This window comes from Mycobacterium sp. PTI7 (genome assembly GCF_056679845.1).
Genome location: NZ_CM155252.1, coordinates 3,303,087 through 3,326,306 on the forward strand (window position 1 = coordinate 3,303,087; position 23,220 = coordinate 3,326,306).

Genomic DNA, 23,220 nt, shown 5'->3' on the forward strand with positions numbered 1-23,220 from the left:
CGAGCCGAGACGGGCCCCGCACCGGCGGGCAGGGAGTCACGCCAGACGGCGCACTCCGAGGTATTGCAGGTAGGCGAAGCCGAGGGTCGCCGCGACGGTCGCCAGGACCATCGCCACACCGGCCGGGGTCAGCGGCAGGACGCCCGCGGCCAGCAGGCCGAGGGCGGCGGCGGCGAATACCACGTTGACCACGAGGACGCCGAGGCCGACGGCGCGGATCCACGGCACCGCGGCGAGCGCGTACAAGGCGGCGCCGTAGCCGACGAGCGCCGCGCCGCCCACCCACTCCGACGACGCGGACAGACCCGACAGTCGGGACAGCGGATCCGCGGCGAACGCGACGAGAAGGCCGGCGCCTGCGCACAGGGTGGCGTCGGCGCGCATCGACGTGCGCAGCAGGGAATCACCGAAGCGGCGACGCTGTGGCGATCCCGTCGGTGGCGGGCGGTGGATGATGGCGGTCATGGCTGGCTCCTCGCCGTTGAGGGGGCTGCCGTTCGACGGTCCGAGCGACACCACCGACACTGCTCGGACGTCACTGCCAGATCGAGGCGTGATGCTGCCAAGCACTGCCAACCGCAGGTCGGAGGGCTAGCCGACGGTGGCGACCCGCCCGCCGCGCAGGTCCGCGGCGATCACGCGGGCGGCGGCGTTCTGCCAGTTGTGCAGCGACCGCTGCGGCACCTCGGTGACGAACCACTGCCAGGCCTGCCGCGCGACCGGATCCAGGCCGGCGGCCGTCGCGTTCTGGGCGTAGGCCCGGACGCCGGCGACGTACGGGAAGTACAGCGAGTTGTAGTGGCGCCACTGCTCGGTGGTGCCGAAGTCGCCGCCGTCGCGCGGCTTGAGCGCGGCGATGCGATCGGCCAGCAGCGCCCGCAGTTCGTTGGCCCGCTCCAGCGGCTGGTCGGGTGCGCCCCTCCGCGCCAGCCGCTCGTCGATGGCGGGTAGCGCGGTGAGCGGGCTGGCGACGAGCTTCGACAGGTCGCCGTAGTGCCCGAGCGCACGGCGGGTCAGCCGGACGAACGTGTCGTCGTCGACGCCGTCGAGTGGCCCGTCCGACCTGCGTGGCAGCGCGGCCTCGGTGCGGCGCAGCGCGTCGCGGTCGGCCCGCAGCTCCGGTGACCCGGAGAAGGCGACCCGGTCCAGCAGTCCGGCCAGCGGGTCGGCGAGCACGTTGATCGCGATCGCGACGGCCAGGCTGGTGAACAGCAGCACCGCCATCGCGACGTGCGGACCGACGGCGGCCATGCCGATCAGTGCCTGGCCGCCGAAGATCGTCGCGACCACCGCGGTGCCCACGAACGAGCGCCGCATGTCGGCGCGGAGCGGCTGCCCCTCGTCGAAGGCGTCCCACGCGGCGACCGCGATACCGAGCAGCAGGACGTCGATTCCGGTGGACGCCAACGCCAATCCGCTGGGCACCAGCCCGAGGGGGATCACCAGGATCGCGTTGCCCAGCGCGAAGAACAGCGTCGCCACCACCACGACGCCCGTCATGGAGCGTGGCCGCGTCGCCCCCGTCACCGCGCGCACCATCGCGCCCAGGGTGGCCAGGGAGATGACGGCGAACGTCATCCAGTGCCCGAACCGCAGCGGCCCGCCGACGCCGCCGGCGAGCACGGCGCCGCACAGCGCGAGACCCGCGACCGCGGCGACGGCGAGCAGCTCGCCCACCCGGCCGCGCCACGCGTCGCCCGGCCGCGTCAGTTCCAGCAGGACGGCGAACCACGCGACGCCGGGCAGCACGACGAGGAAGCTCTCGACCCGGCCCAGCAGGTCGGCGTGCGTGGTCGTGGTGAGCCGCACCGCGTCGAGGGCGACCACGATGGCGAAGCTGGTCAGCCCGATCGCGGCCAGGACCAGCACGGGCTTGCGGGGATTGCGCGCCAGCAGGTACAACCCGAGCCACCAGCTCAGGGCGAAGACCACTGCGGACAGCGCAGCCACGACCCTAGTTTCGCACGGGTCCAGCGGCCACCGCGGCGAAGCCGCTCAGCGACCGTAGCGGCGGTGTCGCAGGGTGAAGTCGCGCAGCGCGCGCAGGAAGTCGACGCGCCGGAACGCCGGCCAGTGCGCGTCGGTGAACCACATCTCGGAGTACGCGCTCTGCCACAGCAGAAAGCCCGACAGCCGCTGCTCCCCCGACGTCCGGATCACCAGGTCGGGATCGGGTTGGCCCGAGGTGTAGAGGTTCTGCGAGATGGCGTCGACGGTGACGGTGTCGATCAAACCCTCTCCGGTGACGCCGTTGGCGAGTTCCTTGCCGAGCAGCGCGCGGACGGCGTCGACGATCTCCTGCCGTCCGCCGTAGCCGACGGCGACGTTCACGTGGAACTTGCCCGCCGCTGCCGTGGTCGAGTCGACGGCGTCGCGTAGGCGCCGTGCGGGCTCCTCGCCGAGCAACTCGAGGTCCCCGACTGTGCGGACGCTCCACCGGTTGACCGGAGCGCAGATCTCCTCGACGACGTCGGTGATGATGTCGATCAGGTCGGCGAGTTCACGGGGGTCGCGTTGCAGGTTCTCGGTGGAGAGCAGGTACACGGTCGCCATCTCGACGCCCGTCTCCTGGCACCAGCGCAGCATCTCGGCGATCTTGGCGGCACCCATGCGGTAGCCGTAGGTGACGTCGTCGTGTCCCGCGTCACGTGCCCAGCGTCGGTTCCCGTCGCACAGAACCGCGATGTGCCGCGGCAGATCGTCTTTGGCGCGCGCCAACTCCTGACGCAGCCGCAACTCGTAGATCCGGTAGGCCGGCTCCTTGAGTCGCGCGGGAATGATCTCCACGAGTAACCAGACTACTGTGGACAGGGGTAAGCCCAAGCCTGTTGGACGAGGCGACTTGGAGGCAAGTGGTGAGCAGGATCGACGTCTCCGTCGGCGCGGACGAAGCACAGCAGCCGCCCCCGCACGTGTACTCCGAGGACCTGCCCGGCGCGGTCGCGGACGGTGTGGCGCAGTTCATCGGACGGCCTCGCGCCCGCGGCTGGATCCACGTCTACTCCGCGATCGTCGCGACCATCGCGGGTGCTGCGCTGGTGTCGGTGTCGTGGTCACTGGAGTCGACGCGGGCCGGCCTCGCGACGCTCATCTACACGCTGACCATCGTCGCGATGTTCACCGTCAGCGGCACCTACCACCGGGTGACGTGGACGTCGCCGACGGCGCGCAAGTGGATGAAGCGCGCCGACCACTCGATGATCTTCGTGTTCATCGCGGGCAGCTACACCCCGTTCGCCCTCTTGGCGCTGCCGTCCCAGAAGGGCATGGTGCTGTTCTGGATCGTGTGGGGCGGCGCACTCGCGGGCGTGGCGCTGAAGATGCTGTGGCCGTCGGCGCCCGCCTGGGTCGGCGTCCCGCTCTACCTGCTGCTCGGTTGGGTCGCGGCGTGGTTCATTGGGCCGATCATGGACGGCGCGGGTGTCGCGGCCGTGGTGCTGCTCATCGTGGGCGGCGCGCTGTACAGCATCGGCGGCGTCCTCTACGGCCTCAAGTGGCCCAACCCGTGGCCGACGACGTTCGGCCACCACGAGTTCTTCCACGCGTGCACCGCCGTCGCGGCCATCTGCCACTACATCGCGATGTGGTTCGCCGTCTTCTGACCGACCGCTAGAGCTGCGTGACGTCGTCCTGGGACCAGTACGCCTTCATCGACGCGATCTTCGCCTCGTCGTCGAAGGTCATCACGCTGATGATCTCGATGCGCATGCCACCGTCCTCGCCGAACTTCACCGTCAACCGCCAGAAGAAGGCCGCCTCGTGGCCGAGCGCGCGCAGTGTGACCAGCTCGCTCTCGCATTGCGCGCCACCGATGTTGGCGTAGAAACCGTGGATGGCCTGCCGGCCGATGTGGACCTCGCCGCCGACGGGATCCTCGACGGTCGCGTCGCTGGCGTAGAGGTCGGCGATCTCGTCGGTCGCGCCCTTCTCGACGGCCGCGAGGTAGCGGTGCACGGTCTGCGTGATCTGCTCGGCGCTCGGCATGAGCGGCACGCTACACGGGGACGCCGAGCGCCGCGGCGAGATCCCGCGGCGTGGTGACGGGCAGGTCGCAGGTCCGCCCGCGGCACACGTAGGCGGCGTCGCGACCGCCCACCCGGTCGCGGCCGATCAGCAGTTCGCCCGTGTCCACGGCACCGCCGACGACCACGGCACCGCCGGGCGCGATCAGCCGTGCCGCGGCCAGCAGCTCGGAGTCGGCGGGGTCGCACGCGACGGCGATCTGGATGGGTCCACGCACCGCGGCCTCCGCCACGGCGAGCCAGTGTCCGGCCGAGCGCGGCATCTTCTCCAGCAGCGGCACGGATGCGGCGAGCGAGGCCGCCGCGAGGGCGGCGTAGCGGTCGGCGCGGGGGCCCGGCACCAGGTGCGCCGCCAGTTGCAGCGCCTCGGTGACCAACGCCGCGCCGGACGGCGTGGCGCCGTCGACCGGGTCGGCCGGTCGCACCATCAGCGTCTCCGCGTCGTCGGCGGTGTCGAACCAGCGCCCCTCGACGTCGGGGTCGGCGAAGTGCGCGACGGCCACGTCGAGCAGGTCGGTCGCCACGGTGAGCCAGTGGGCGTCGGCGGTGAGCTGGTGCAGGGTCAGCAGCGCGGTTGCGAGCGCCGCGTGGTCCTCGAGGATCGCGGCGCTGTCGCCCACCCGGCCCCCGAGGCTCGCGCGGCGGAGCCGGCCGTCCACGACGTGCAGGTCGACGACGGCGCGCGCGCAGGTCAGTGCGGCGTCGAGCAGGTCGCGGTCGCCCAGCGCCACGGACGCCTCGGCCAGCGCGGTGATGGCGAACCCGTTCCAGCCGGTGACCACCTTGTCGTCGCGACCGGGCTGCGGGCGCCGGGCACGGGCCTCGGCCAGCCGGGCGCGCACCCGACCGAACCGCTCCGCGTCGTCCGGGTCGGACGGCAACTGGAGGACCGACGTGCCGTGCTCGAACGTGCCGGTTCCGGTGACGGCGAAGACGTCGGCGGCCCACCGTCCGTCGTCGTCGCCGAGGACGTCGCGCAGCTGCGCCGGCGTCCAGGCATACGTCAGGCCCTCGGCGCCGTCGGTGTCGGCGTCCAGCGACGACGCGAACATGCCGTCCGCACCCAGGTCGCGGATCAGGAAGTCGGCGGTGTCCCGAGTCGTCCTGCGCGCCAACGGTTCCCGGGCCCGGCGCGCCCAGTGGGCGTAGACCCGCAGCAGGAGGGCGTTGTCGTACAGCATCTTCTCGAAGTGCGGCACCACCCACGACGCATCGACGCTGTAGCGGGCGAACCCACCGGCCAGCTGGTCGTGGATGCCACCGCGCGCCATCGCCACGCACGCGTGGTCGACGGTGGCCATCGGCGCCGGGGCACCGGTGCGTTCGTGATGCCGCAGCAGTGCCTCGAGCAGCGCCGACGGCGGAAACTTCGGCGCCGAGCCGAATCCACCGCGGACGGTGTCCTCGTCGGCGAGCACGCCGGCCACCGCACGGTCGCATAGGTCGGCGTCGGGCGCCGCACCGCCGCCGGGCAGTGCCGCCGCCATCGACCGCAGCTCGCCGGCGATCTCGTCGGATGCCTCCTCGACCTCGCCCCGGCGGGTGCGCCACGTGTCGTCGACGGCCTCGAGCAGCTGCAGGAACCCGTCCCGCGGGTAGTAGGTGCCGCAGAAGAACGGCCGGCCGTCGGGTGTCAGGAAGCACGTCATGGGCCACCCGCCGCGGCCGGTCAGCGCGACGGTCGCGTTCATGTAGACCGCGTCGAGGTCCGGGCGTTCCTCGCGGTCGACCTTGATGCAGACGAATCCGGCGTTCATCGCCGCCGCCACCTGTTCGTCGGCGAACGACTCGTGCGCCATCACGTGACACCAGTGGCATGCGGCGTAGCCGATGGACAGCAGGATCGGGACGTCGCGGGCGGCCGCCTCGGCCAGTGCGTCGGCGGACCACTCCACCCAGTGCACCGGGTTGTCGGCGTGCTGGCGGAGGTAGGGGCTGGTCGCGGCCCCGAGCTGGTTAGCCGCCCGACTCACGCGGGGTGCCCGCGTCCGGCGTGTCTACGGTGCCGTCGTCGACGGTGCCGTCGTCGACGGTGCCGTCGTCGACGGTGCCGTCGTCGACGGCCTGGTCGGGTTCGGGATGTTCGGGGTCGAATGACTCGGGGAGTCGCTTGAGGTGCTTGTTCATCGAGTAGACGAGCAGGAACGTGCCGATCAGCAGGATCACGACGACGACGAGACCAAACGGGCTCGCCTTGCCGAAGTCCGGGCCGGTCTCACGCGGGGCGTCGTCGGCGAGGAGGCCGACGATCAGCAGCAGGGAGTCGGTCACGGCTCGATCCCGGCGAACAGGTCGTCCTCGGGCAGGTTCACCGGGACCCGCGAGCGGGCCAGTTCGTACTCCTCGGTGGGCCACAGCCGCTGCTGCCACTCCATCGGGGTGGTGAAGAAGAAGCTCTTCGGGTCGATCTGGGTGGCGTGGGCCAGCAGCGCCTGATCACGCAGCTCGAAGTACTTCGAGCATTCGATGCGGGTGGTGACCCGCTTCGACATCAGGTCGTCATTCGCGTCCCAGCTCTCGAGCCACTTGCCGAACGGACCCTCCTGGCCGTGCCGGGTGAACTCGTCCTGCAGCACCTGCATGCGCTGCCGCAGGAAGCCGTGGTTGTAGTAGAGCTTCGAGACGTTCCACTGCTCGCCGGCGTCGGGGAACAGCCGGTAGTCGCCGGCCGCCTCGTAGGCCGCCACCGATACCTCGTGGCACCGGATGTGGTCGGGGTGCGGGTATCCGCCGGTCTCGTCGTACGTCGTCACGACGTGCGGCTTGAACTCGCGGATCAACTTCACCAGCGCCTCGGTGGACACCTCGAGCGGCACCAGCGCGAAGCATCCCTCCGGCAGCGGTGGCAGCGGGTCGCCCTCGGGCAGCCCGGAGTCCTCGAACCCCAGCCATGCGTGTTCGACGCCGAGGATCTCCGCGGCGCGTGCCATCTCGTCGCGCCTGATCTCGTGGATCCGGCCGTGCACCTCGGGGAGGTCCATGGCCGGATTGAGGATGTCGCCGCGTTCACCACCGGTGAGCGACACGACCATCACGCGCGCGCCTTCGTCGGCGTAGCGCGCCATGCTCGCGGCGCCCTTGCTGGACTCGTCGTCCGGGTGGGCGTGGACCGCCATCAACCGCAGTTCGCTCACTCGTGTCTACCTGCTCGCTTCAGTCGTCGGGGCTCGTCGATCGATTCCAACAATTCCGTTGGCTCTATAGTTCCAGTCCTAGCCGGTGCACCCGAAATCAGACCCCTTGAGGCGGATCCCAACCTTCCATGATCGAGCGTCCCGCCGCCCGTTACGGGCGCCAGTCGATGTCCCGACGGACCCGGCGCGGCATCGTGATCGGCCTGACCCTCGTCATCATCGCGCTGGGCGTCGTGATCGCCTACGTCGGCTATCAGCGCCTGGGCACCAGCGAGGTGAAGGGCGAGCTGAGCGGGTACCGCGTGGTCGACGCCCACACCGTGGAGGTCACCGTCGGCGTCACCCGCGACGACCCGTCCCGACCGGTGGTGTGCATCGTGCGGGCCCGCTCCGTCGACGGCAGCGAGACCGGCAGGCGCGAACTGCTGGTCCCGCCGTCGTCGCAGGCCACGGTGCAGGTCGACACCATCGTGAAGACCTCGAAACCCCCCGCCGTGGGTGACGTCTACGGCTGCGGGATGGACGTGCCGGGATACCTGGTGGCGCCGTAGCGGCAGGTCCCGTGACGCCGCCCGGACCCTCCGGCGGCGACGACCGGACGAACGTCGGGCGGCGAAACCGTGACAATCGTTCGACGTCACGGTGGTAGTATTGGCCCATACACGGTTCCTCCTGGGAGCCGTGTATTGCTGCATTTGCGCGAGGCGGGTGGTTGATCGCCCCGCGCGGTGGACCGTTGATCGCGCCGTTCAAGGGGAAGCGCCTGCGGTTCCGGCCACACGATGTGCAGCACCTCCGAGAACTCGAGCACAGCCCCACGTGCGACACGTACGCAGTACCGACGACAGGAGCGCGACGCCATGACCGACACTCAGGTGACCTGGCTGACGCAGGAGTCCCACGACCGACTCAAGACCGAACTCGACGAGCTGATCGCCAACCGGCCCGTCATCGCCGCCGAGATCAACGACCGCCGCGAAGAGGGGGACCTCCGCGAGAACGGCGGCTACCACGCCGCACGCGACGAGCAGGGCCAGCAGGAGGCCCGCATCCGTCAGCTGCAGGAACTGCTCAACAACGCCAAGGTCGGCGAGGCTCCCAAGCAGTCCGGCGTCGCGCTGCCCGGTTCGGTCGTCAAGGTCTACTACGACGGCGACGAGTCCGACACCGAGACCTTCCTGATCGCCACCCGCCAGGAGGGCGTCAGCGACGGCAAGCTCGAGGTCTACTCCCCCAACTCGCCGCTCGGTGGCGCCCTGATCGACGCCAAGGTCGGCGACACCCGCGAGTACACCGTCCCGAACGGCAAGACCGTGTCGGTCACGCTGGTCGAGGCGGAGCCCTACCACTCGTAGGCGTGGTTGGACCGCGCGCGGTCCGCTGATCTACGGTCCCTCGTGTGGCGCGGATCGCCGAGGACCTCTACCTGCTGCTGCTCGACAACGCCGCGGCCCAGCCCGCGCTGGGCCCCGAGCGTCGGCGGCGCGTCCTCGCCGGCGCACTGCTGCTCGACCTGGCCCACGCGTGCCGCATCCGGCCCTCCGGACCGGGTGACCCGGTGCAGTCCGGACGACTGGTGGCCCTGTCGGGAAACGATCCGCTCGACCACACCCTGCTCCCCGCCTTCGACCTGCTGAGCCGCAAGGCCCTGCGCCCGCGGGTCGCGGTGTCGAAACTGTCGAAGGGTGCGCAGGACCACCTCTCCACCCGGCTGGAGGGGCTCGGCGAGATCCGGCGCGTCCAGGTGTCCGGCAACCAGAGCGCCTGGCCGTTCCGAAGTCGTCAGAGGGTGGGTCCGGCCCGCACCGCCCTGCTGTCGGCGCTGTTCGACGGCACCCCACCCACGCCGTCGACCGCGGCCATCGTCACCCTGCTGCACGCAGCCGACGGACTCGGCGCGCTGCTGAGCCTCAACGACCGGGGTTGGCGGTGGGTGCACACCCGGGCCAGTGAGATCTCCAGCGGCAGCTGGGTGGACGAGTCACCCACCTCGCTCGCGGAGGTCAACCTCGCGGTGACGGCCTCGGTGGTGCGGTCAGCGCTGCTGTAGCGCCGCGTCGAGGTCGCCGATCAGGTCACCGATGTCCTCGATGCCGACGGACAGCCGGACGAGGTCGTCCGGCACCTCCAGCTGGGAGCCGGCGGTCGAGGCGTGGGTCATGGCGCCAGGATGCTCGATGAGCGACTCCACCCCGCCCAGCGACTCCGCCAGGATGAAGATCTCGGTGCGCGCGCACAGCTGGTGTGCGGCGTCGCGGCCGCCGGCCAGCCGCACCGACACCATGCCGCCGAAGGCGGTCATCTGACGCGCCGCGACCTCGTGGTTCGGATGGCTGGGCAGCCCCGGGTACAGCACGGAGTCGACGGCCGGGTGCTCGGCGAGGAACTCGGCCACCCGGGCGGCGTTCGAGCTGTGCCGCTCCATCCGCAGCGACAGCGTCTTCAGCCCGCGGATCGTCAGGTAGGCGTCGAACGGCCCGGGCACCGCGCCCGCACCGTTCTGCAGGAACGCGAAGGCGGTGTCCAGTTCTTCGTCGTTGGTCACCAGCGCACCGCCGACGACGTCGGAGTGTCCGCCGATGTACTTGGTGGTCGAGTGCAGCACGATGTCGGCACCGAGGGCCAGCGGCTGCTGCAGCGCAGGTGAGGCGAACGTGTTGTCCACCAACACCTTCACCCCCGACGTCGACGCCAGCTGCGCGATCCCCGAGATGTCGGCGATCGACAGCAGCGGGTTGGTGGGCGTCTCCACCCAGATGAGCTTGGTCTTGGGCGTGATGGCCGACTTCACGTCGTCGAGGTTGGACAGTGCCGCAGGCGTGTGCTCGATGCCCCACTGCGTGAAGACCTTGTCGATGAGGCGGAACGTGCCGCCGTACGCGTCGTCGGGGATCACCACGTGGTCGCCGGGCCGCAGGATCGACCGCAGGGCGCAGTCGGTGGCTGCCATGCCCGAGGCGAACGCCCGCGCGTAGTCGCCACCCTCGACCGCGGCGAGGAAGGTCTCGAGTGCCTCGCGGGTCGGGTTGCCGGTGCGGGCGTACTCGAAGCCGCTGCGCAGACCACCGACGCCGTCCTGGGCGAACGTCGAGGTCGCGTAGATGGGCGGGTTGACCGCGCCCGTCGCCGGGTCAGGCCGGTAGCCGGCGTGGATGGCCTTGGTGGCCGGCCCGTAGGCCCGGTAGTGATCCGCTGCGCTGCGCCGCTCGCTCATGGTAATTCAGCGTAGCCGTGTCCATCTCGGTCGTGTCCAGCACTCTGAGCGGCGTGATCCGAAGGCGCCGGGTCGCGGACGCACACGGAGCCGACGAGCTTGTCGGCGAAGGTCTGCCGTCGACGGTCGACGAGCGCCCACAGGTAGCCGATGCCCAGGGTGACGACGTTGAGCAGCTGGCCCGCGGTGCGCACCAGCGACCACGCGACGCCGACCGGCCGGCCGGTGCCGGCGTTCACCACGCGGATGCCCGTGACGGACTTGCCCAGGCTCGCGCCGCCGCGGCCCTGCCGCCAGCCGAGGTTCCAGACGCCGTAGGCGACCGAGATGAGCCACGCCGCACGTAGCGTCGTCTCCCCGATGGTGCTGATGCCGGTGCCGCACTGCACCGCCAGGTCGAGCGCCGACACGTCGGTGTCGCACGCTCGAATCCTGGTGAACCACATGACGGCCAAGCTGAGCGCGAGCAGGACGAGGACGGGCAGCAGGTCGATGGCCAGCGCGACGGCCCGTCGCCACCACGGCGCGTGGGTCACGTGGGGCGGATTGCCGCCGTGCGGAGGTTGCTGCGGCTGGTCGACCATCGGGCGTATCGAATCCCGGCGGCCTCGTCCAAGTCAAATGCACCGCGTCGGCCCCGCGGTGGTCCACCGCGGGGCCGACGTCGGAGATTGCTACAGGGGCACGCAGACCGTGGTCATGATCTTGTCGGCCAACGTCTGCCGCTTGGCGTCCCACAGCGGGAACAGATAGCCGATGTAGCAGATGATCGTGTCGACGACGTGCGCGATCTGGCGGATGATCGACGGCCCGAAACCGATGGGCTGCCAGGTCTTCTCGCTGACGACCTTGAACTTCATCACCGACTTGCCGATGCTCGACCCCGTCGTGCCCTGCCGGTAGCCGTAGTTCCAGACGACGTAGGCGAGCGCGGCGATGTAGGTGACGCCGACCGCCAGGATGCCGACGCCCGAGTAACTCGACGAGCAGTAGATGTCGTAGCCCGTCGAACCGGTGACGCAGTCGTTGTCACCGGTCGCGATCGCGATGCCCTGCCCGATCCCCACCAGGAGCGCCGAGGGCAGGGCGTCGATCAGGAAGGCCAGCACGCGCGTGAACCACGGCGTGTACGACTCCTTCGGCAGCGCGGGCGACGGCGCCCCGGGCGGCGGCGGGAACCCGCCTGCACCCGACGGAGGAGGTGGGTAACCGCCCCCACCGGGAGGAGGCGGCGGCGGGTAGTTACCCTGCGGCGGAGGCGGATAGCTGCCGGGCGGCGGGGCCTGGTAGCCGCCCCCCTGCGGCGGGTAACCCTGCGGCTGCTGGTACCCGCCACCCTGCGGGGGCTGGTAACCCTGCGGCGGCTCGAAGCCGCCCTGCGGAGGCTCGAAGCCGCCGTCCTGCGGAGGCGGTGGGTAGTTGCCGGGCGGCGGGGGTTGGGTCATGTCACGTGCTCCTTGGTGAGTGTCGAGAACGCCTCGGTCGTGGCACGACCGTGGCGGTGTTCGCGCGAGCGCGTCCTACCGGGGAATGCAGACGGTGGTCATGATCTTGTCGGCGAGGGTCTGGCGCTTGTTGTCCCACAGCGGGAACAGGTAGCCGACGTAGCAGATGACGGCGTCGACGAAGTGGGCGATCTGGCGGACCAGGGAGAGGCCGAATCCGATGGGTTGCCAGGTCTTTTCGCTGACGACCTTGAACTTCATGACCGACTTGCCGATGCTCGATCCCGTGGTGCCCTGCCGGTAGCCGTAGTTCCACACGACGTACGCCAGTCCGATCACGTTCGCGATGATCAGGGCGGCGACGCCGACGGTCGAGTTACCCGTGGCGCAGAAGTCGTTCAGGTTGTACTCGGTCGTGTCGGTGACGCACACGGTCTCCTGCGTTGCCATCTCGATGCCGTAGCCGATGCCGACGATCACCATGAACGGCACGTAGTCGATGAGCCAGGCCAGCACGCGGGTGAACCACGGCGTGTACGACTCCGTGGTCAGCTGCCCGCCGGGCGCACCCGGCGGACGCGCGTATCCGTGGCCGGGCACCGGGGGCGGCGGGTGGCCACCGCCCTGCGGCGGGGGCGGCGGTGGGTAGTTGCCCGGAGGCGGTGGCGGTCGATCGGTCATGGGCGCCTTCCGGTGATCTTGAACCAAGCGCGTTCACACTACCTGAGAACATGCTGGAAGAAGCTCGTAAAACGCGAGATCTGTCACCGACTGCCACATCCCCGATCGAGCGGGGATGTGGCGTGGCCTAGGCGCTTTCGGGACGCGAACGCTCGGTGAACGTCAGCGGACGAGTCAGCGGTGAATCTTGCCGTCGGAGAGGAACCCCAGCAGGTCGTGGCGGGTGAGCACGCCGACCGGCTTGCCCTCCTCGACCACCATCACCGCGTCGCACTCGCGCAGCGTCTTGGCCGCGGTGCTCACCAGCTCGCCGGCGCCGAGCAGCGGCAGCGGCTTGCCCATGTGCTTGGACACCGCATCCGCAAGCTTCGCCCGGCCCTCGAAAACCGCTGAGAGCAGGTCTCTTTCGGACACGCTGCCCGACACCTCGCCGGCCATCACCGGGGGTTCGGCGCCGACGACCGGCATCTGCGAGACGCCGTACTCCCGCAGGATGCCGATGGCGTCGCGGACCGTCTCCGATGGATGGGTGTGCACCAGATCGGGCAGTGCACCGGACTTGCCGCGCAGCACGTCGCCGACGGTCGGCTGCTCGAACGATCCGTCGAGCCTGCTCTGCTGGAAGCCGTAGGACGACATCCAGGCGTCGTTGAAGATCTTCGAGAGGTAGCCGCGGCCACCGTCGGGTAGCAGCACCACCACGACGGCGTCGGGACCCTCGCGTTCGGCGACCCGGATCGCTCCGACGGCGGCCATGCCGCAGGATCCACCCACCAGGAGGGCTTCTTCGCGGGCGAGGCGACGCGTCATCTCGAAGGAGTCGGCGTCGGACACCGCGATGATCTCGTCGGGAACCTCGGGGTCGTACGCCGACGGCCAGAAGTCCTCGCCGACGCCTTCGACCAGGTAGGGGCGGCCGGTGCCACCGGAGTACACCGACCCCTCGGGGTCGACGCCGATGATCTTTACCTTCCCGCCGGACACCTCCTTGAGGTAGCGGCCGGTGCCGGTGATCGTGCCGCCGGTGCCGACGCCCGTGACGAAGTGGGTGACCGTGCCGTCGGTGTCGGCCCAGATCTCGGGGCCGGTGGTCTCGTAGTGGCTGGCGGGGCCCATCGGGTTGGAGTACTGGTCGGGCTTCCACGCGCCGTCGATCTCGGTGACGAGGCGGTTCGACACGCTGTAGTAGCTGTCCGGGTCGTCGGGAGCGACGGCCGTCGGGCACACCACGACCTCGGCGCCGTAGGCCCGCAACACGTTTCGCTTGTCCTCGCTGACCTTGTCGGGGCAGACGAAGATGCACTTGTAGCCGCGCTGCTGGGCGACGAGCGCCAGACCGACACCGGTGTTGCCGGACGTCGGCTCGACGATGGTGCCGCCCGGCCTGAGTTCCCCGCTGGCCTCGGCCGCGTCGATCATCTTGATCGCGATGCGGTCCTTCGAGCTGCCGCCGGGGTTGAGGTATTCGACCTTGGCGGCGACGACGCCGGCCCCGTCGGGAACGACCGAGTTCAGCCGCACCAGGGGCGTGTTGCCGATGAGTTCACTGATGTGGCGCGCAATCCGCATGCACCCATCGTGTCAGGCCCGTCTCCGGGTTACCAGGTGGCCTCTCGGATGTACTCGCCGATCTGCCTCAGCGAGCGCGTCGCCTCCTTGACCGCGGGGGCCCCGAGCTGGAACACGTGCATCTGACCGGGCCATATGCGGACCTCCACCGGAACGCCCGCCGCGGCGAGCATGTGGGCGGCCTTGCGGGCATCGTTGAGCAGCACCTCGGACCCCGACACGTGGATGAGCGTGCGCGGCAGTCCGGGCTCGATGTGGTCGAGCGGCTCGTAGATCTCCTCGTGCTGCTTCTTGGCGGCCCGCTCGATCAGCGTCATCAGCGCATCGAACGCCTTGGGCGGGAACATCGCGTCGGAGTGGAGGTTCGGATGCTGGGCGCGGCCCTCGTTGTCGAGTTCGAACAGCGGCGACATGGTGACCACGGCCGCGGGCAGCTCGTCCTCGAGGTGCAGCCGCTCGGCGAGCGCGAGTGACAGGTAGCCGCCCGCGGAGTCGCCGGCGAGCACGATCTGATCCGGCTCGTACCCCTTGAGCCGCAGCCACCGGTACGCGTCGTAGCAGTCGTCGAGTGCCTGGCCGATCGAGTGCTTGGGGATCATACGGTAGTTGACGACCAGGACCGGGCTGTCGGAGAACCCCGACAGGGCCGTCACCAGTCGGCCGTGCGTGTTGGCGCCGCACGTCAGGAATGCGCCGCCGTGCATGTAGAGCACGATGCTGCGCTTGCCGTCCGCGGGCAGGACACCGGCGGCGCGGACCATTTGCGCGGTGCAGTTCGGCAACCCGATCGTGGCGCGGACGGTGCCCGGGGCCGGCCGGAGGACGCGCGCGGCGGCGTCGATGACGCCCCACGGCCAGGGCATGCGCGGTGCGAGGCTGCCGACCCGCAGCGTTGGCCGGATCGTCAGCATGGCCCCCAGCGCAAACAATCTGCCTGCGACGCTCGGCCCGTCCTCGACGACCTCGACCGGGGCGCCGTCACTGACCGGGAAGCGACGCGGTTTGTGGCTGCGACCACTGCCGATGCGCGGTGAAACCGTGCCGTGAATGTTGCTCGGTGCCGTCATCGCCACCACTCCTACGCCGTTGTAGTGCCCGGGTCCTGCTACTGCTGTGCCAGCCCAGGTAACTTAGCTTGGCACCGTATATTTCGTTCGACAATCAAGGGAACCCGATTGGTACCGGACTTGATACCGCACCGTGACCGCCAGTCGGCCCCGGCGACACGGATAGCCGCGCGTTCTTTGCCTAAACTGGGTCCGTGGGCATTCGTGCACGCCGCCGTTCGACCGTCGCCCTAGCGGCGGCCGCCACCGTCGCCTCGACGGGCTCCGCCGTCCTCGGTGCGCGGAATCTGCTGGCCGGTCAGGCCGATCAGGCCCGCCAGATCATCCCGAAGTCCTGGGAGGTCCCGCCGCGCGCCGACGGCGTCTACTCCCCGACCGGCGGACCGGTAGAGAAGTGGCACCGCGGCGTCCACGTCGACCTGCACCTGATGATCTTCGGCGACTCCACCGCCACCGGCTACGGCTGCACCGACGCCGACGAGGTGCCGGGCGTCCTGATCGCCCGCGGACTGGCCGCCGAGTCGGGCAAGCGGATCCGGCTGAGCACCAAGGCGATCGTGGGCGCCACCTCGAAGGGACTGTCCGGCCAGATCGACGCGATGTTCGTCGCGGGCCCACCGCCGGACGCCGCGGTCGTGATGATCGGCGCCAACGACATCACCGCCGTCAACGGCCTGCCGCAGTCGGCGCGGCGCGTCGGTACCGCCGTCGGTCGGCTGCACGCCAGCGGCGCCGTCGTGATCGTCGGCACCTGTCCCGACTTCGGCGTGATCACCGCGATCCCCCAGCCGTTGCGCCTGGTCGCGCGGACCCGCGGGCTGCGGCTGGCGCGACTGCAGGCCGCCGCGGTGCGCGCCGCCGGTGGCGTCCCGGTGCCGTTTTCGGACCTGATGGCCCCCGAGTTTCTGCAGGCGCCCGAGCAGTTCTTCTCCTCCGACATGTTCCACCCGTCGGCGGCCGGTTACTCGCTGGCCGCGTCGCAGCTGCTGCCCGCCCTGCTGAAGGCGTTGGGCGAGTGGAATTCCGGCGGCGACACCGAGGAGTCGCTGGCGTCGCGGTCCGGGGAGTTCAGCTCGTGGCTCGCCCGGGTCGGTGGCGTCACCAGGCTGTGGCGACGCACGACCGGCGTACCCGCGCCGATCGTTCCGGCCGTGACGGGCTAGGTTCGGGTAACTGTCGACCCGGCGGGGTACCGCCGCTTCCACTCAGGAGACCGTCATGCCCGAAGCAGTCATCGTCGCCACCGCCCGCTCGCCGATCGGTCGCGCGGTCAAGGGGTCACTGGCCACCATGCGTCCCGACGACCTCGCCGCCCAGATGGTGCGCGCGGTGTTGGACAAGGTGCCGTCGCTCGACCCGCGCGACATCGACGACCTCATGATGGGCTGCGCGCAGCCCGCCGGTGAGGCCGGCTACAACGTCGCCCGCGCGGTCGCCGTCGAACTCGGCTACGACTTCCTGCCCGGCACCACGGTCAACCGCTACTGTTCGTCGTCGCTGCAGACCACCCGCATGGCGTTCCACGCGATAAAGGCCGGCGAGGGCGACGTGTTCATCTCCGCCGGCGTCGAGACGGTGTCGCGCTTCGGCGTCGGTGCCGCCGACGGCGCGCCCAACAGCAAGAACCCGATGTTCGACGAGGCGCAGGAGCGCACCGTCGCGCAGTCGGCCGGTGCCGACGAGTGGCACGACCCGCGCAACGACGGCAACATCCCCGACGTCTACATCGCAATGGGGCAGACCGCCGAGAACGTCGCGCTGTACACCGGCATCAGCCGTGAGGACCAGGACCACTGGGGCGTGCGCTCGCAGAACCGCGCCGAGGAGGCCATCAAGAGCGGCTTCTTCGAGCGGGAGATCGTGCCCGTGACGCTGCCCGACGGCACCGTCGTCTCGACCGACGACGGCCCCCGCGCCGGCACCAGCTACGAGAAGATCAGCCAGCTCAAGCCGGTCTTCCGTCCCAACGGCACCATCACCGCCGGCAACGCCTGCCCGCTGAACGACGGCGCCGCGGCCGTCGTCATCATGAGCGACACCAAGGCCAAGGAGTTGGGGCTCACCCCGCTCGCGCGCATCGTGTCGACGGGCGTGTCCGGCCTGTCCCCCGAGATCATGGGCCTCGGCCCGATCGAGGCGATCCGCAAGGCGCTCGGCAAGGCCGGCAAGCAGATCTCCGACATCGACCTCGTCGAGATCAACGAGGCGTTCGCCGTGCAGGTCATCGGCTCGGCCCGCGAACTGGGCATCGACGAGGACAAGCTGAACGTGTCCGGCGGCGCGATCGCCCTCGGCCACCCCTTCGGCATGACCGGCGCCCGCATCACCGCCACGCTGCTCAACAACCTCGCCACCCACGACAAGACCTTCGGCATCGAGTCGATGTGCGTCGGCGGCGGCCAGGGCATGGCGATGGTCGTGGAGCGCCTCTCCTAGTTCCTCTCTCTTCCGCCGAAACTGCGGTGAGATCGCGATCTGAGCACTTTTCGCGATCTCACCGCAGTTTCGCGTTGAAGGCAGCCCGCACCCGCCGGACGATGGCCGGTGGCCTGTCCCCCGCGACGACGCGAATCAGCGTCCACCGCAGCTGCGCCAGGTGCTCCGAGCGGACGATGTCCTCTCGGTAGCTCGGCCGATCCACGCGATGGTGCTCACCGTCGTACTCGACCGCGATCATCGGGTCCTCCCAGCCCATGTCGAGGAAGTACCTCGAGTAGCCGTCCGGCCCGCGAACCGCGATCTGGGTCTCCGGCCGAGAGAAACCGGCGTCGATGAGCAGCAGCCGAAGCCAGGTCTCCTGCGGCGACTCGGCTCCGCGGTCGTGCAGATCGAGTGCCTGCCGGAGCGTGCGGATGCCCCGCGTGCCACGATGCCGATCCGCCAGCTCGACGACGTCCGCCACGCGGAAGGACGTCGCGTTTCCGAGCGCGTCGAGCCGTGCGACGGCCTCACCGAGTCGGCCACCGCGTCCGATGTCGAAGGCGGTTCGCTCGCGGGACGTCACCCGCATGCCGGCGAGGTCCACGAACTCGTCCGAACGAAGTCGGTAGTCATGCGTCCGGATGCCGCGCGCTGGGCGGGCATTCGGCCAGATCAACTCGACCGGGCGCGACGGATCGACCCATTTCGCACCGTGCAGCCCGGACGCGGTGACGCCGGAGATGACGCCTTCACGGTGGGACCACAGCCACGCCGCGCGGGCCCGATGTGCGAGCGGAACCTCGACGCCCGCTCGCACGTAGACGTCCGGGAACAGCGCGGTGTACGCGGCTCGCAGTTCGTGCTTGCGGACGAGACCTCGCGACAGGGCCTCGCTCCCGAGAAACGGCTGATCATCGAAGGGCATGCCCGTCACGATCGCGGGTCAGCCGGCTCCGTCAGCCGCCGAAACTGCTGTGAGATCGCAATCTGGGGATGAATCGCGATCTGTTAGCAGTTTCGGCGCAAGAGCCGAGGACCCCGGGACAGACGAAAGCCCGGCACGTGAACGTGCCGGGCTTTCGGGAGTAGCGCTACTAGTCGTTGTTGAAGTACGACAGCAGGCGCAGGATCTCCAGGTACAGCCAGACCAGCGTGACGGTCAGGCCGAGGGCGATGCCCCACGCTGCCTTCTCCGGCGCACCGGCGCGGATCAGCTGATCGGCCGAGTCGAAGTCGATCAGGAACATGAAGGCCGCCAGGCCGATGCACACCAGCGAGAAGATGATCGCCAGCGGGCCGCCGCTGCGGAGGCCGAAGCCCTCGCCGCCGCCGACGCCGAACAGGCCGAGCACCAGGTTGAGCAGTGCGATGGCCATGACGCCGAACAGCGCGGCGACCAGCATGCGGGTGAGCTTCGGGGTGACGCGGATGGCGCCGGTCTTGTAGACGACCAGCATGCCGACGAAGACGCCGACGGTGCCGAAGATCGCCTGCGCGATCATGCCGGGGCCACCGGTGGACACCAGGTTGGCGAACAGGAACGACGCTGCACCGAGGAACAGGCCCTCGAGCGCCGCGTAGCTCAGGACGATCGCCGGGTTGTCCTGCTTGCGGCCGAACGTCGCGATCATCACCAGGGCGAAGCCGCCGAGGCCACCGATGAGCGTGAACGGCATCATCAGGCCGACGTTCTGGGCCACGAGGAAGTAGGACAGGACACCGACCACGGTCACGACGGCGAGCGTGATGCCCGTCCGGGTGACGACGTCGTCGATGGTCAGCGGCCGGGAGACACCGGCCTGCTTCTGGTCGGGGTACTGCTGCGCCGTGTACGGATCGGCGTGTACCGCCTGGGCACCGTAGCCACCGGCTGCGTTACCGAACTGCGCGTAACCGCCCTGCTGCCCCTTGGGCAACGAACGGAACACCGGGTTGCTGCTCTCGCGCACCGTAGGGTCCTCTCCTGTGCTGTGTTTCGTCTGCTGACGAATACTCCACCAACGATCAGCGTGGCAGACATGGTTCCCGCCGTCGACTTTCCCGTGGTTAATTCCTGTGAACTTCCTCAGTGGACGCTACCCGTCGCACGTCACGGGAGCAGGACGATCTAGATTGCATTCGTGACAGAAAACGAGGACGTCCTAGTAACTGTCGAGAACGGCGTCGGCCGCGTCATCCTGAACCGGCCGAAGGCCATCAACTCACTCACCGACGGCATGGTGGCCGCTTTGGCCCGCGCGCTCGACGAGTGGGAGCACGACGACGCGGTCCACACCGTATTGCTGACCGGGGCCGGCGAACGCGGCCTGTGCGCGGGCGGCGACGTCGTCGCGATCTACCACGACGCCAAGGCCGGCGGCGCCAAGACGCGGGCCTTCTGGCACGACGAGTACGTCCTGAACTCGCGTATTGCCGCCTACCCCAAGCCGTACGTCGCGGTCATGGACGGCATCGTCATGGGCGGCGGCGTCGGCATCAGCGCCCACGCGGGCATCCGCGTCGTGACCGACACCACGAAGATGGGCATGCCGGAGGTCGGCATCGGCTTCATCCCCGACGTCGGCGGCACCTACCTCCTCTCCCGTGCACCCGGCCTGCTCGGCGTCCACGCGGCGCTCACGGGCGCGCCGTTCTCCGGTGCCGACGCGATCGCCATGGGCTTCGCCGACCACTTCGTGCCCCACGACTCCCTCGGCGCGTTCACCGACGCCGTGATCGCCGACGGCGCCGAGGCGGCGCTGGCGGCCCACGCGGTGGAGCCGCCCGAGAGCCCCTTGCTCGCCGAGCGGCACTGGATCGACGAGTGCTACGCCGGCGACACGGTGCTCGACGTGATCGACGCGCTGCGCGCCCACGCGGCCGGACCCGCCAACGACGCCGCGACGCTGATCGACACGCGGTCGCCCATCGCCGTGGCGGTCACGCTGGAAGCCGTTCGCCGGGCGGGCTCCCTCGATACGCTCGACGACGTGCTGCGTCAGGAGTTCCGGACCTCGATCGCGGCGCTGAAGTCGCACGATCTGGTCGAGGGCATCCGCGCCCTGCTCGTCGACAAGGACCGCAATCCGCAGTGGTCGCCCGCCGAACTCTCGGCGTGCACCACCGACGACGTCGAGGCGTACTTCGCGTCGGCCGATCCCGACCTGACGTTCCCCGGACAGGAGTGAGCATGACCGAATACGAGACCATCCTGGTGACGCGCACCGACCGTGTCGCGACCATCACGCTGAACCGGCCCAAGGCACTCAACGCGCTGAACAGTCAGGTGATGACCGACGTCACCACCGCCGCAGCCGAATTGGACGCCGACGCCGGTGTGGGCGCGATCGTCCTGACCGGTAGCGCAAAGGCCTTCGCGGCGGGCGCGGACATCAAGGAGATGTCGGACCTGTCCTTCGCCGACGTGTTCTCCCGCGACTTCTTCGAGCCGTGGTCGGCGTTCGCCGCGACCCGGACGCCGACGATCGCCGCCGTGTCCGGCTACGCGCTCGGCGGTGGCTGCGAACTCGCGATGATGTGCGACATCCTGATCGCCGCGGACACGGCCAAGTTCGGCCAGCCCGAGATCAAGCTGGGCGTGCTGCCCGGCATGGGCGGCAGCCAGCGCCTGACCCGCGCCATCGGCAAGGCCAAGGCGATGGACCTGATCCTGACGGGCCGCATGATGGACGCCGAAGAGGCCGAACGCGCCGGCCTGGTGGCCCGCGTCGTTCCTGCCGACTCGCTGCTCGACGAGGTGAACGCGATCGCCGCCACCGTCGCCGGAATGTCGCTGTCGGCCGCGCGGATGGCCAAGGAGGCCGTCAACCGCGCGTTCGAGTCGACGCTCGGCGAAGGGCTGCTGTACGAGCGCCGGCTGTTCCACTCGGCGTTCGCGACCGACGACCAGTCCGAGGGCATGGCAGCCTTCGTCGAGAAGCGCCCACCGAACTTCACGCACCGCTAACCTCTGGAGCGTGACGGACACCGACACCAGGGCACCCGAGGAGTCGGCACCCGAGGAGCCCGCGCCGACCACGGCCGAGCGGCCGCCGTTCTGGTTGCGGCATTACACGTTCTTCGGCACCGCGACGGGGCTGGTGTTCATCTGGCTGTCGCTGTCGCCGTCGCTGCTGCCGCGCGGGCCGCTGTTCCAGGGCCTGGTGAGTGGCGCCGCGGGCGCGATCGGTTACGGCCTCGGCGTCTTCGCCGTGTGGCTGGTGCGGTTCATGCGCTCGAAGGAGTCCTCCCCGCGTGCACCGCGGCGGGCGTGGCTTCCCCTGGTGGTCGTCGCCATCGTCGGTCAGGTCCTCGCCATCGTGTGGTTCCACCACTGGCAGGACGACGTCCGCGACCTGATGGGCGTTCCGCGCCTGGGCTTCTGGGACCACCCGCTGACGGCGGTGCTGTCGATCGTCGTGCTGTTCGTCTTCGTCGAACTGGGCCAGCTGGTCGGCAAGCTCGTCCGATTCCTGGTGCGCCAGCTCGAACGCGTTGCGCCACCGCGTGTCTCGGCCGTCGTGGTGGTTGCCGGCCTGCTCGCGCTGACCATCGCACTGCTCAACGGCGTCGTTGCCCGCGGGCTGATGAGCGCCATCAACAACACGTTCGAGACCGTCAACGACGAGAAGGACCCGGACTTCCCGGCGCCCACCACGCCGCTGCGCTCCGGCGGCCCCGAGTCGCTGGTCAGCTGGTCCTCGCTCGGCCACCAGGGCCGCGTCTTCATGTCCGGCGGACCGACGGTCGACGATCTCCGCGAGTTCAACGGCGGCACACCGCTGCAGCCGATCCGCGCGTACGCCGGCATCAACTCCGCCGAGGGCATCCGGGCGACGGCCGCGCTGGCCGCCGCCGAACTGGTCCGCACCGGCGGCCTGCAGCGCAAGGTGATCGCCGTCGCGACCACGACGGGCACCGGGTGGATCAACGAGGCGGAAGCCGGTGCGCTGGAGTACATGTACAACGGCGACACGGCGATCGTGTCGATGCAGTACTCGTTCCTGCCGAGCTGGCTGTCGTTCCTGGTCGACCAGGAGAACGCCCGCCAGGCCGGCCAGGCGCTGTTCGAGGCCGTCGACGAGCTGGTGCGGGCACTGCCCGAGGCGCAGCGCCCGAAGCTCGTGGTGTTCGGCGAGAGCCTCGGCTCGTTCGGCGGCGAGGCGCCGTTCCTGTCCCTGAACAACCTGGTGGCACGGACCGACGGCGCCCTGTTCTCCGGACCGACGTTCAACAACACGATCTGGACGGGCCTGACGGCCGACCGCGACCCCGGCTCACCCGAGTGGCTGCCGATCTACGACGAGGGCGAGAACGTCCGCTTCGTCGCCGAGCCACCGAACCTCTCCCGGCCCGGGGATCCGTGGGGCGGGCCGCGGGCGGTCTACCTGCAGCACGCCTCGGATCCCATCGCGTGGTGGACGCCGGATCTGCTGTTCCAGAAGCCGGACTGGCTGCGGGAGACGCGGGGGTACGACGTGCTGCCGGAGATGGAGTGGATCCCGGTGGTCACGTTCCTGCAGGTGTCCGCCGACATGGCCGTCGCGATCGACGTCCCGGACGGCCACGGTCACGTCTACGTCCGCGACGTCGCCAACGCGTGGGCCGCGGTCATGCAGCCCCCGGGGTGGACGCCCGCGAAGACCGAGGCGCTCCGACCGCTGCTGGCGCGGGGCTACTCGAGCTAGC

24 protein-coding genes are annotated in these 23,220 nt (G+C 69.9%); 9 read left to right on the top strand and 15 right to left on the bottom strand.

Annotated elements, in window-relative coordinates; genetic code table 11:
• Positions 1-36: 36 nt before the first annotated feature.
• The 3 genes from AC1MEY_RS15815 to AC1MEY_RS15825 form a co-directional block, all read right to left on the bottom strand.
• Entirely contained in the window at positions 37-465 is a 429-nt protein-coding gene (locus tag AC1MEY_RS15815; protein WP_480226442.1) for a hypothetical protein, read from the bottom strand.
• Between the two features lie 126 nt (positions 466-591).
• Positions 592-1,950: a hypothetical protein gene (locus tag AC1MEY_RS15820; protein WP_480226443.1), complete on the bottom strand. Its 1,359-nt coding sequence runs from the start codon at positions 1,948-1,950 to the stop codon at positions 592-594.
• A 45-nt stretch (positions 1,951-1,995) separates the two neighbouring features.
• Complete coding sequence (locus AC1MEY_RS15825) at positions 1,996-2,787, bottom strand: (2Z,6E)-farnesyl diphosphate synthase (RefSeq protein WP_480226444.1); 792 nt, start codon at positions 2,785-2,787, stop codon at positions 1,996-1,998.
• 77 nt (positions 2,788-2,864) lie between these two features.
• Here AC1MEY_RS15825 and trhA point away from each other — a divergent pair, with 77 nt between their 5' ends.
• Positions 2,865-3,602: a PAQR family membrane homeostasis protein TrhA gene (gene trhA / locus AC1MEY_RS15830; RefSeq protein ID WP_480231513.1), complete on the top strand. Its 738-nt coding sequence runs from the start codon at positions 2,865-2,867 to the stop codon at positions 3,600-3,602.
• 7 nt (positions 3,603-3,609) lie between these two features.
• Here the strand turns inward: trhA and AC1MEY_RS15835 are convergent, their stop codons facing one another.
• The 4 genes from AC1MEY_RS15835 to mca are packed head-to-tail and all read right to left on the bottom strand — an operon-like array spanning position 3,610 to position 7,156.
• Positions 3,610-3,984, bottom strand: a complete 375-nt coding sequence (locus tag AC1MEY_RS15835) for a nuclear transport factor 2 family protein (RefSeq protein ID WP_480226445.1) — start codon at positions 3,982-3,984, stop codon at positions 3,610-3,612.
• Positions 3,985-3,994: 10 nt separating this feature from the next.
• Positions 3,995-5,995: a thioredoxin domain-containing protein gene (locus tag AC1MEY_RS15840; RefSeq protein ID WP_480226446.1), complete on the bottom strand. Its 2,001-nt coding sequence runs from the start codon at positions 5,993-5,995 to the stop codon at positions 3,995-3,997.
• Positions 5,979-6,293, bottom strand: coding sequence for a hypothetical protein (locus tag AC1MEY_RS15845; protein ID WP_480226447.1), 315 nt, complete (start codon positions 6,291-6,293; stop codon positions 5,979-5,981). The genes AC1MEY_RS15840 and AC1MEY_RS15845 overlap by 17 nt, the downstream gene beginning before the upstream one ends.
• Entirely contained in the window at positions 6,290-7,156 is an 867-nt protein-coding gene (mca, locus tag AC1MEY_RS15850; RefSeq protein WP_480226448.1) for a mycothiol conjugate amidase Mca, read from the bottom strand. Before mca ends, AC1MEY_RS15845 begins: the two co-directional genes overlap by 4 nt.
• Positions 7,157-7,284: 128 nt before the next feature.
• On the opposite strand from mca, the gene AC1MEY_RS15855 reads away from it, so the two are divergent.
• The 3 genes from AC1MEY_RS15855 (at position 7,285) to AC1MEY_RS15865 (ending at position 9,206) form a co-directional block, all read left to right on the top strand.
• The gene (locus AC1MEY_RS15855; protein WP_480226449.1) at positions 7,285-7,707 is read left to right on the top strand and encodes a DUF4307 domain-containing protein; all 423 of its coding nucleotides are present in this window, start codon (positions 7,285-7,287) and stop codon (positions 7,705-7,707) included.
• Between the two features lie 309 nt (positions 7,708-8,016).
• On the top strand, positions 8,017-8,511 hold the full coding sequence (greA, locus tag AC1MEY_RS15860) for a transcription elongation factor GreA (protein ID WP_480226450.1): 495 nt from the start codon (positions 8,017-8,019) through the stop codon (positions 8,509-8,511).
• A 44-nt stretch (positions 8,512-8,555) separates the two neighbouring features.
• The gene (locus AC1MEY_RS15865; protein WP_480226451.1) at positions 8,556-9,206 is read left to right on the top strand and encodes a GOLPH3/VPS74 family protein; all 651 of its coding nucleotides are present in this window, start codon (positions 8,556-8,558) and stop codon (positions 9,204-9,206) included.
• Here AC1MEY_RS15865 and AC1MEY_RS15870 read toward each other — a convergent pair.
• From AC1MEY_RS15870 to AC1MEY_RS15895, 6 genes are all read right to left on the bottom strand, one after another.
• On the bottom strand, positions 9,192-10,370 hold the full coding sequence (locus AC1MEY_RS15870; protein WP_480226452.1) for a cystathionine gamma-synthase: 1,179 nt from the start codon (positions 10,368-10,370) through the stop codon (positions 9,192-9,194). The genes AC1MEY_RS15865 and AC1MEY_RS15870 overlap by 15 nt on opposite strands.
• Positions 10,367-10,954: an RDD family protein gene (locus AC1MEY_RS15875; protein ID WP_480226453.1), complete on the bottom strand. Its 588-nt coding sequence runs from the start codon at positions 10,952-10,954 to the stop codon at positions 10,367-10,369. The genes AC1MEY_RS15870 and AC1MEY_RS15875 overlap by 4 nt, the downstream gene beginning before the upstream one ends.
• Before the next feature lie 90 nt (positions 10,955-11,044).
• A complete protein-coding gene (locus AC1MEY_RS15880; protein ID WP_480226454.1) occupies positions 11,045-11,815 on the bottom strand; it encodes an RDD family protein in 771 nt (256 codons plus the stop codon).
• A 75-nt stretch (positions 11,816-11,890) separates the two neighbouring features.
• Positions 11,891-12,496: an RDD family protein gene (locus AC1MEY_RS15885; protein ID WP_480226455.1), complete on the bottom strand. Its 606-nt coding sequence runs from the start codon at positions 12,494-12,496 to the stop codon at positions 11,891-11,893.
• Between the two features lie 174 nt (positions 12,497-12,670).
• Positions 12,671-14,065 carry a cystathionine beta-synthase gene (locus tag AC1MEY_RS15890; RefSeq protein ID WP_480226456.1) on the bottom strand — a complete coding sequence of 465 codons (1,395 nt, stop codon included), beginning with the start codon at positions 14,063-14,065 and terminating at the stop codon, positions 12,671-12,673.
• Between the two features lie 29 nt (positions 14,066-14,094).
• Complete coding sequence (locus AC1MEY_RS15895; protein ID WP_480226457.1) at positions 14,095-15,132, bottom strand: alpha/beta hydrolase; 1,038 nt, start codon at positions 15,130-15,132, stop codon at positions 14,095-14,097.
• Between the two features lie 194 nt (positions 15,133-15,326).
• Between AC1MEY_RS15895 and AC1MEY_RS15900 the strand changes: the two genes are divergently transcribed.
• Complete coding sequence (locus AC1MEY_RS15900) at positions 15,327-16,295, top strand: SGNH/GDSL hydrolase family protein (protein WP_480226458.1); 969 nt, start codon at positions 15,327-15,329, stop codon at positions 16,293-16,295.
• Positions 16,296-16,350: 55 nt separating this feature from the next.
• The gene (locus AC1MEY_RS15905) at positions 16,351-17,568 is read left to right on the top strand and encodes an acetyl-CoA C-acetyltransferase (RefSeq protein ID WP_480226459.1); all 1,218 of its coding nucleotides are present in this window, start codon (positions 16,351-16,353) and stop codon (positions 17,566-17,568) included.
• 58 nt (positions 17,569-17,626) lie between these two features.
• On the opposite strand, the gene AC1MEY_RS15910 is transcribed toward AC1MEY_RS15905, so the two are convergent.
• Together AC1MEY_RS15910 and AC1MEY_RS15915 are read right to left on the bottom strand one after the other, a co-directional pair.
• The gene (locus AC1MEY_RS15910) at positions 17,627-18,478 is read right to left on the bottom strand and encodes a hypothetical protein (protein WP_480226460.1); all 852 of its coding nucleotides are present in this window, start codon (positions 18,476-18,478) and stop codon (positions 17,627-17,629) included.
• Between the two features lie 169 nt (positions 18,479-18,647).
• The gene (locus AC1MEY_RS15915; protein WP_480226461.1) at positions 18,648-19,502 is read right to left on the bottom strand and encodes a Bax inhibitor-1/YccA family protein; all 855 of its coding nucleotides are present in this window, start codon (positions 19,500-19,502) and stop codon (positions 18,648-18,650) included.
• Between the two features lie 171 nt (positions 19,503-19,673).
• Here AC1MEY_RS15915 and AC1MEY_RS15920 point away from each other — a divergent pair, with 171 nt between their 5' ends.
• Genes AC1MEY_RS15920 through AC1MEY_RS15930 form a run of 3 tightly spaced genes read left to right on the top strand, consistent with a single transcriptional unit; the run spans position 19,674 to position 23,219 of the window.
• Entirely contained in the window at positions 19,674-20,720 is a 1,047-nt protein-coding gene (locus tag AC1MEY_RS15920) for an enoyl-CoA hydratase/isomerase family protein (protein ID WP_480226462.1), read from the top strand.
• 2 nt (positions 20,721-20,722) lie between these two features.
• Positions 20,723-21,499: an enoyl-CoA hydratase gene (locus AC1MEY_RS15925; RefSeq protein ID WP_480226463.1), complete on the top strand. Its 777-nt coding sequence runs from the start codon at positions 20,723-20,725 to the stop codon at positions 21,497-21,499.
• A gap of 10 nt (positions 21,500-21,509) precedes the next feature.
• On the top strand, positions 21,510-23,219 hold the full coding sequence (locus tag AC1MEY_RS15930) for an alpha/beta hydrolase (RefSeq protein WP_480226464.1): 1,710 nt from the start codon (positions 21,510-21,512) through the stop codon (positions 23,217-23,219).
• The last annotated feature ends 1 nt before the right edge of the window (position 23,220 follow it).

Excerpts from the sequence above, each read along its gene's own strand:
- AC1MEY_RS15895 (WP_480226457.1), bottom strand. The coding sequence starts at position 15,132 with ATGACGGCACCGAGCAACATTCACGGCACGGTTTCACCGCGCATCGGC.
- AC1MEY_RS15905 (WP_480226459.1), top strand. The coding sequence starts at position 16,351 with ATGCCCGAAGCAGTCATCGTCGCCACCGCCCGCTCGCCGATCGGTCGC.
- greA (WP_480226450.1), top strand. The coding sequence starts at position 8,017 with ATGACCGACACTCAGGTGACCTGGCTGACGCAGGAGTCCCACGACCGA.
- AC1MEY_RS15815 (WP_480226442.1), bottom strand. The coding sequence starts at position 465 with ATGACCGCCATCATCCACCGCCCGCCACCGACGGGATCGCCACAGCGT.
- AC1MEY_RS15835 (WP_480226445.1), bottom strand. The coding sequence starts at position 3,984 with ATGCCGAGCGCCGAGCAGATCACGCAGACCGTGCACCGCTACCTCGCG.
- AC1MEY_RS15925 (WP_480226463.1), top strand. The coding sequence starts at position 20,723 with ATGACCGAATACGAGACCATCCTGGTGACGCGCACCGACCGTGTCGCG.
- AC1MEY_RS15870 (WP_480226452.1), bottom strand. The coding sequence starts at position 10,370 with ATGAGCGAGCGGCGCAGCGCAGCGGATCACTACCGGGCCTACGGGCCG.
- AC1MEY_RS15910 (WP_480226460.1), bottom strand. The coding sequence starts at position 18,478 with ATGCCCTTCGATGATCAGCCGTTTCTCGGGAGCGAGGCCCTGTCGCGA.
- AC1MEY_RS15855 (WP_480226449.1), top strand. The coding sequence starts at position 7,285 with ATGATCGAGCGTCCCGCCGCCCGTTACGGGCGCCAGTCGATGTCCCGA.
- AC1MEY_RS15890 (WP_480226456.1), bottom strand. The coding sequence starts at position 14,065 with ATGCGGATTGCGCGCCACATCAGTGAACTCATCGGCAACACGCCCCTG.
- AC1MEY_RS15885 (WP_480226455.1), bottom strand. The coding sequence starts at position 12,496 with ATGACCGATCGACCGCCACCGCCTCCGGGCAACTACCCACCGCCGCCC.
- AC1MEY_RS15875 (WP_480226453.1), bottom strand. The coding sequence starts at position 10,954 with ATGGTCGACCAGCCGCAGCAACCTCCGCACGGCGGCAATCCGCCCCAC.
- AC1MEY_RS15880 (WP_480226454.1), bottom strand. The coding sequence starts at position 11,815 with ATGACCCAACCCCCGCCGCCCGGCAACTACCCACCGCCTCCGCAGGAC.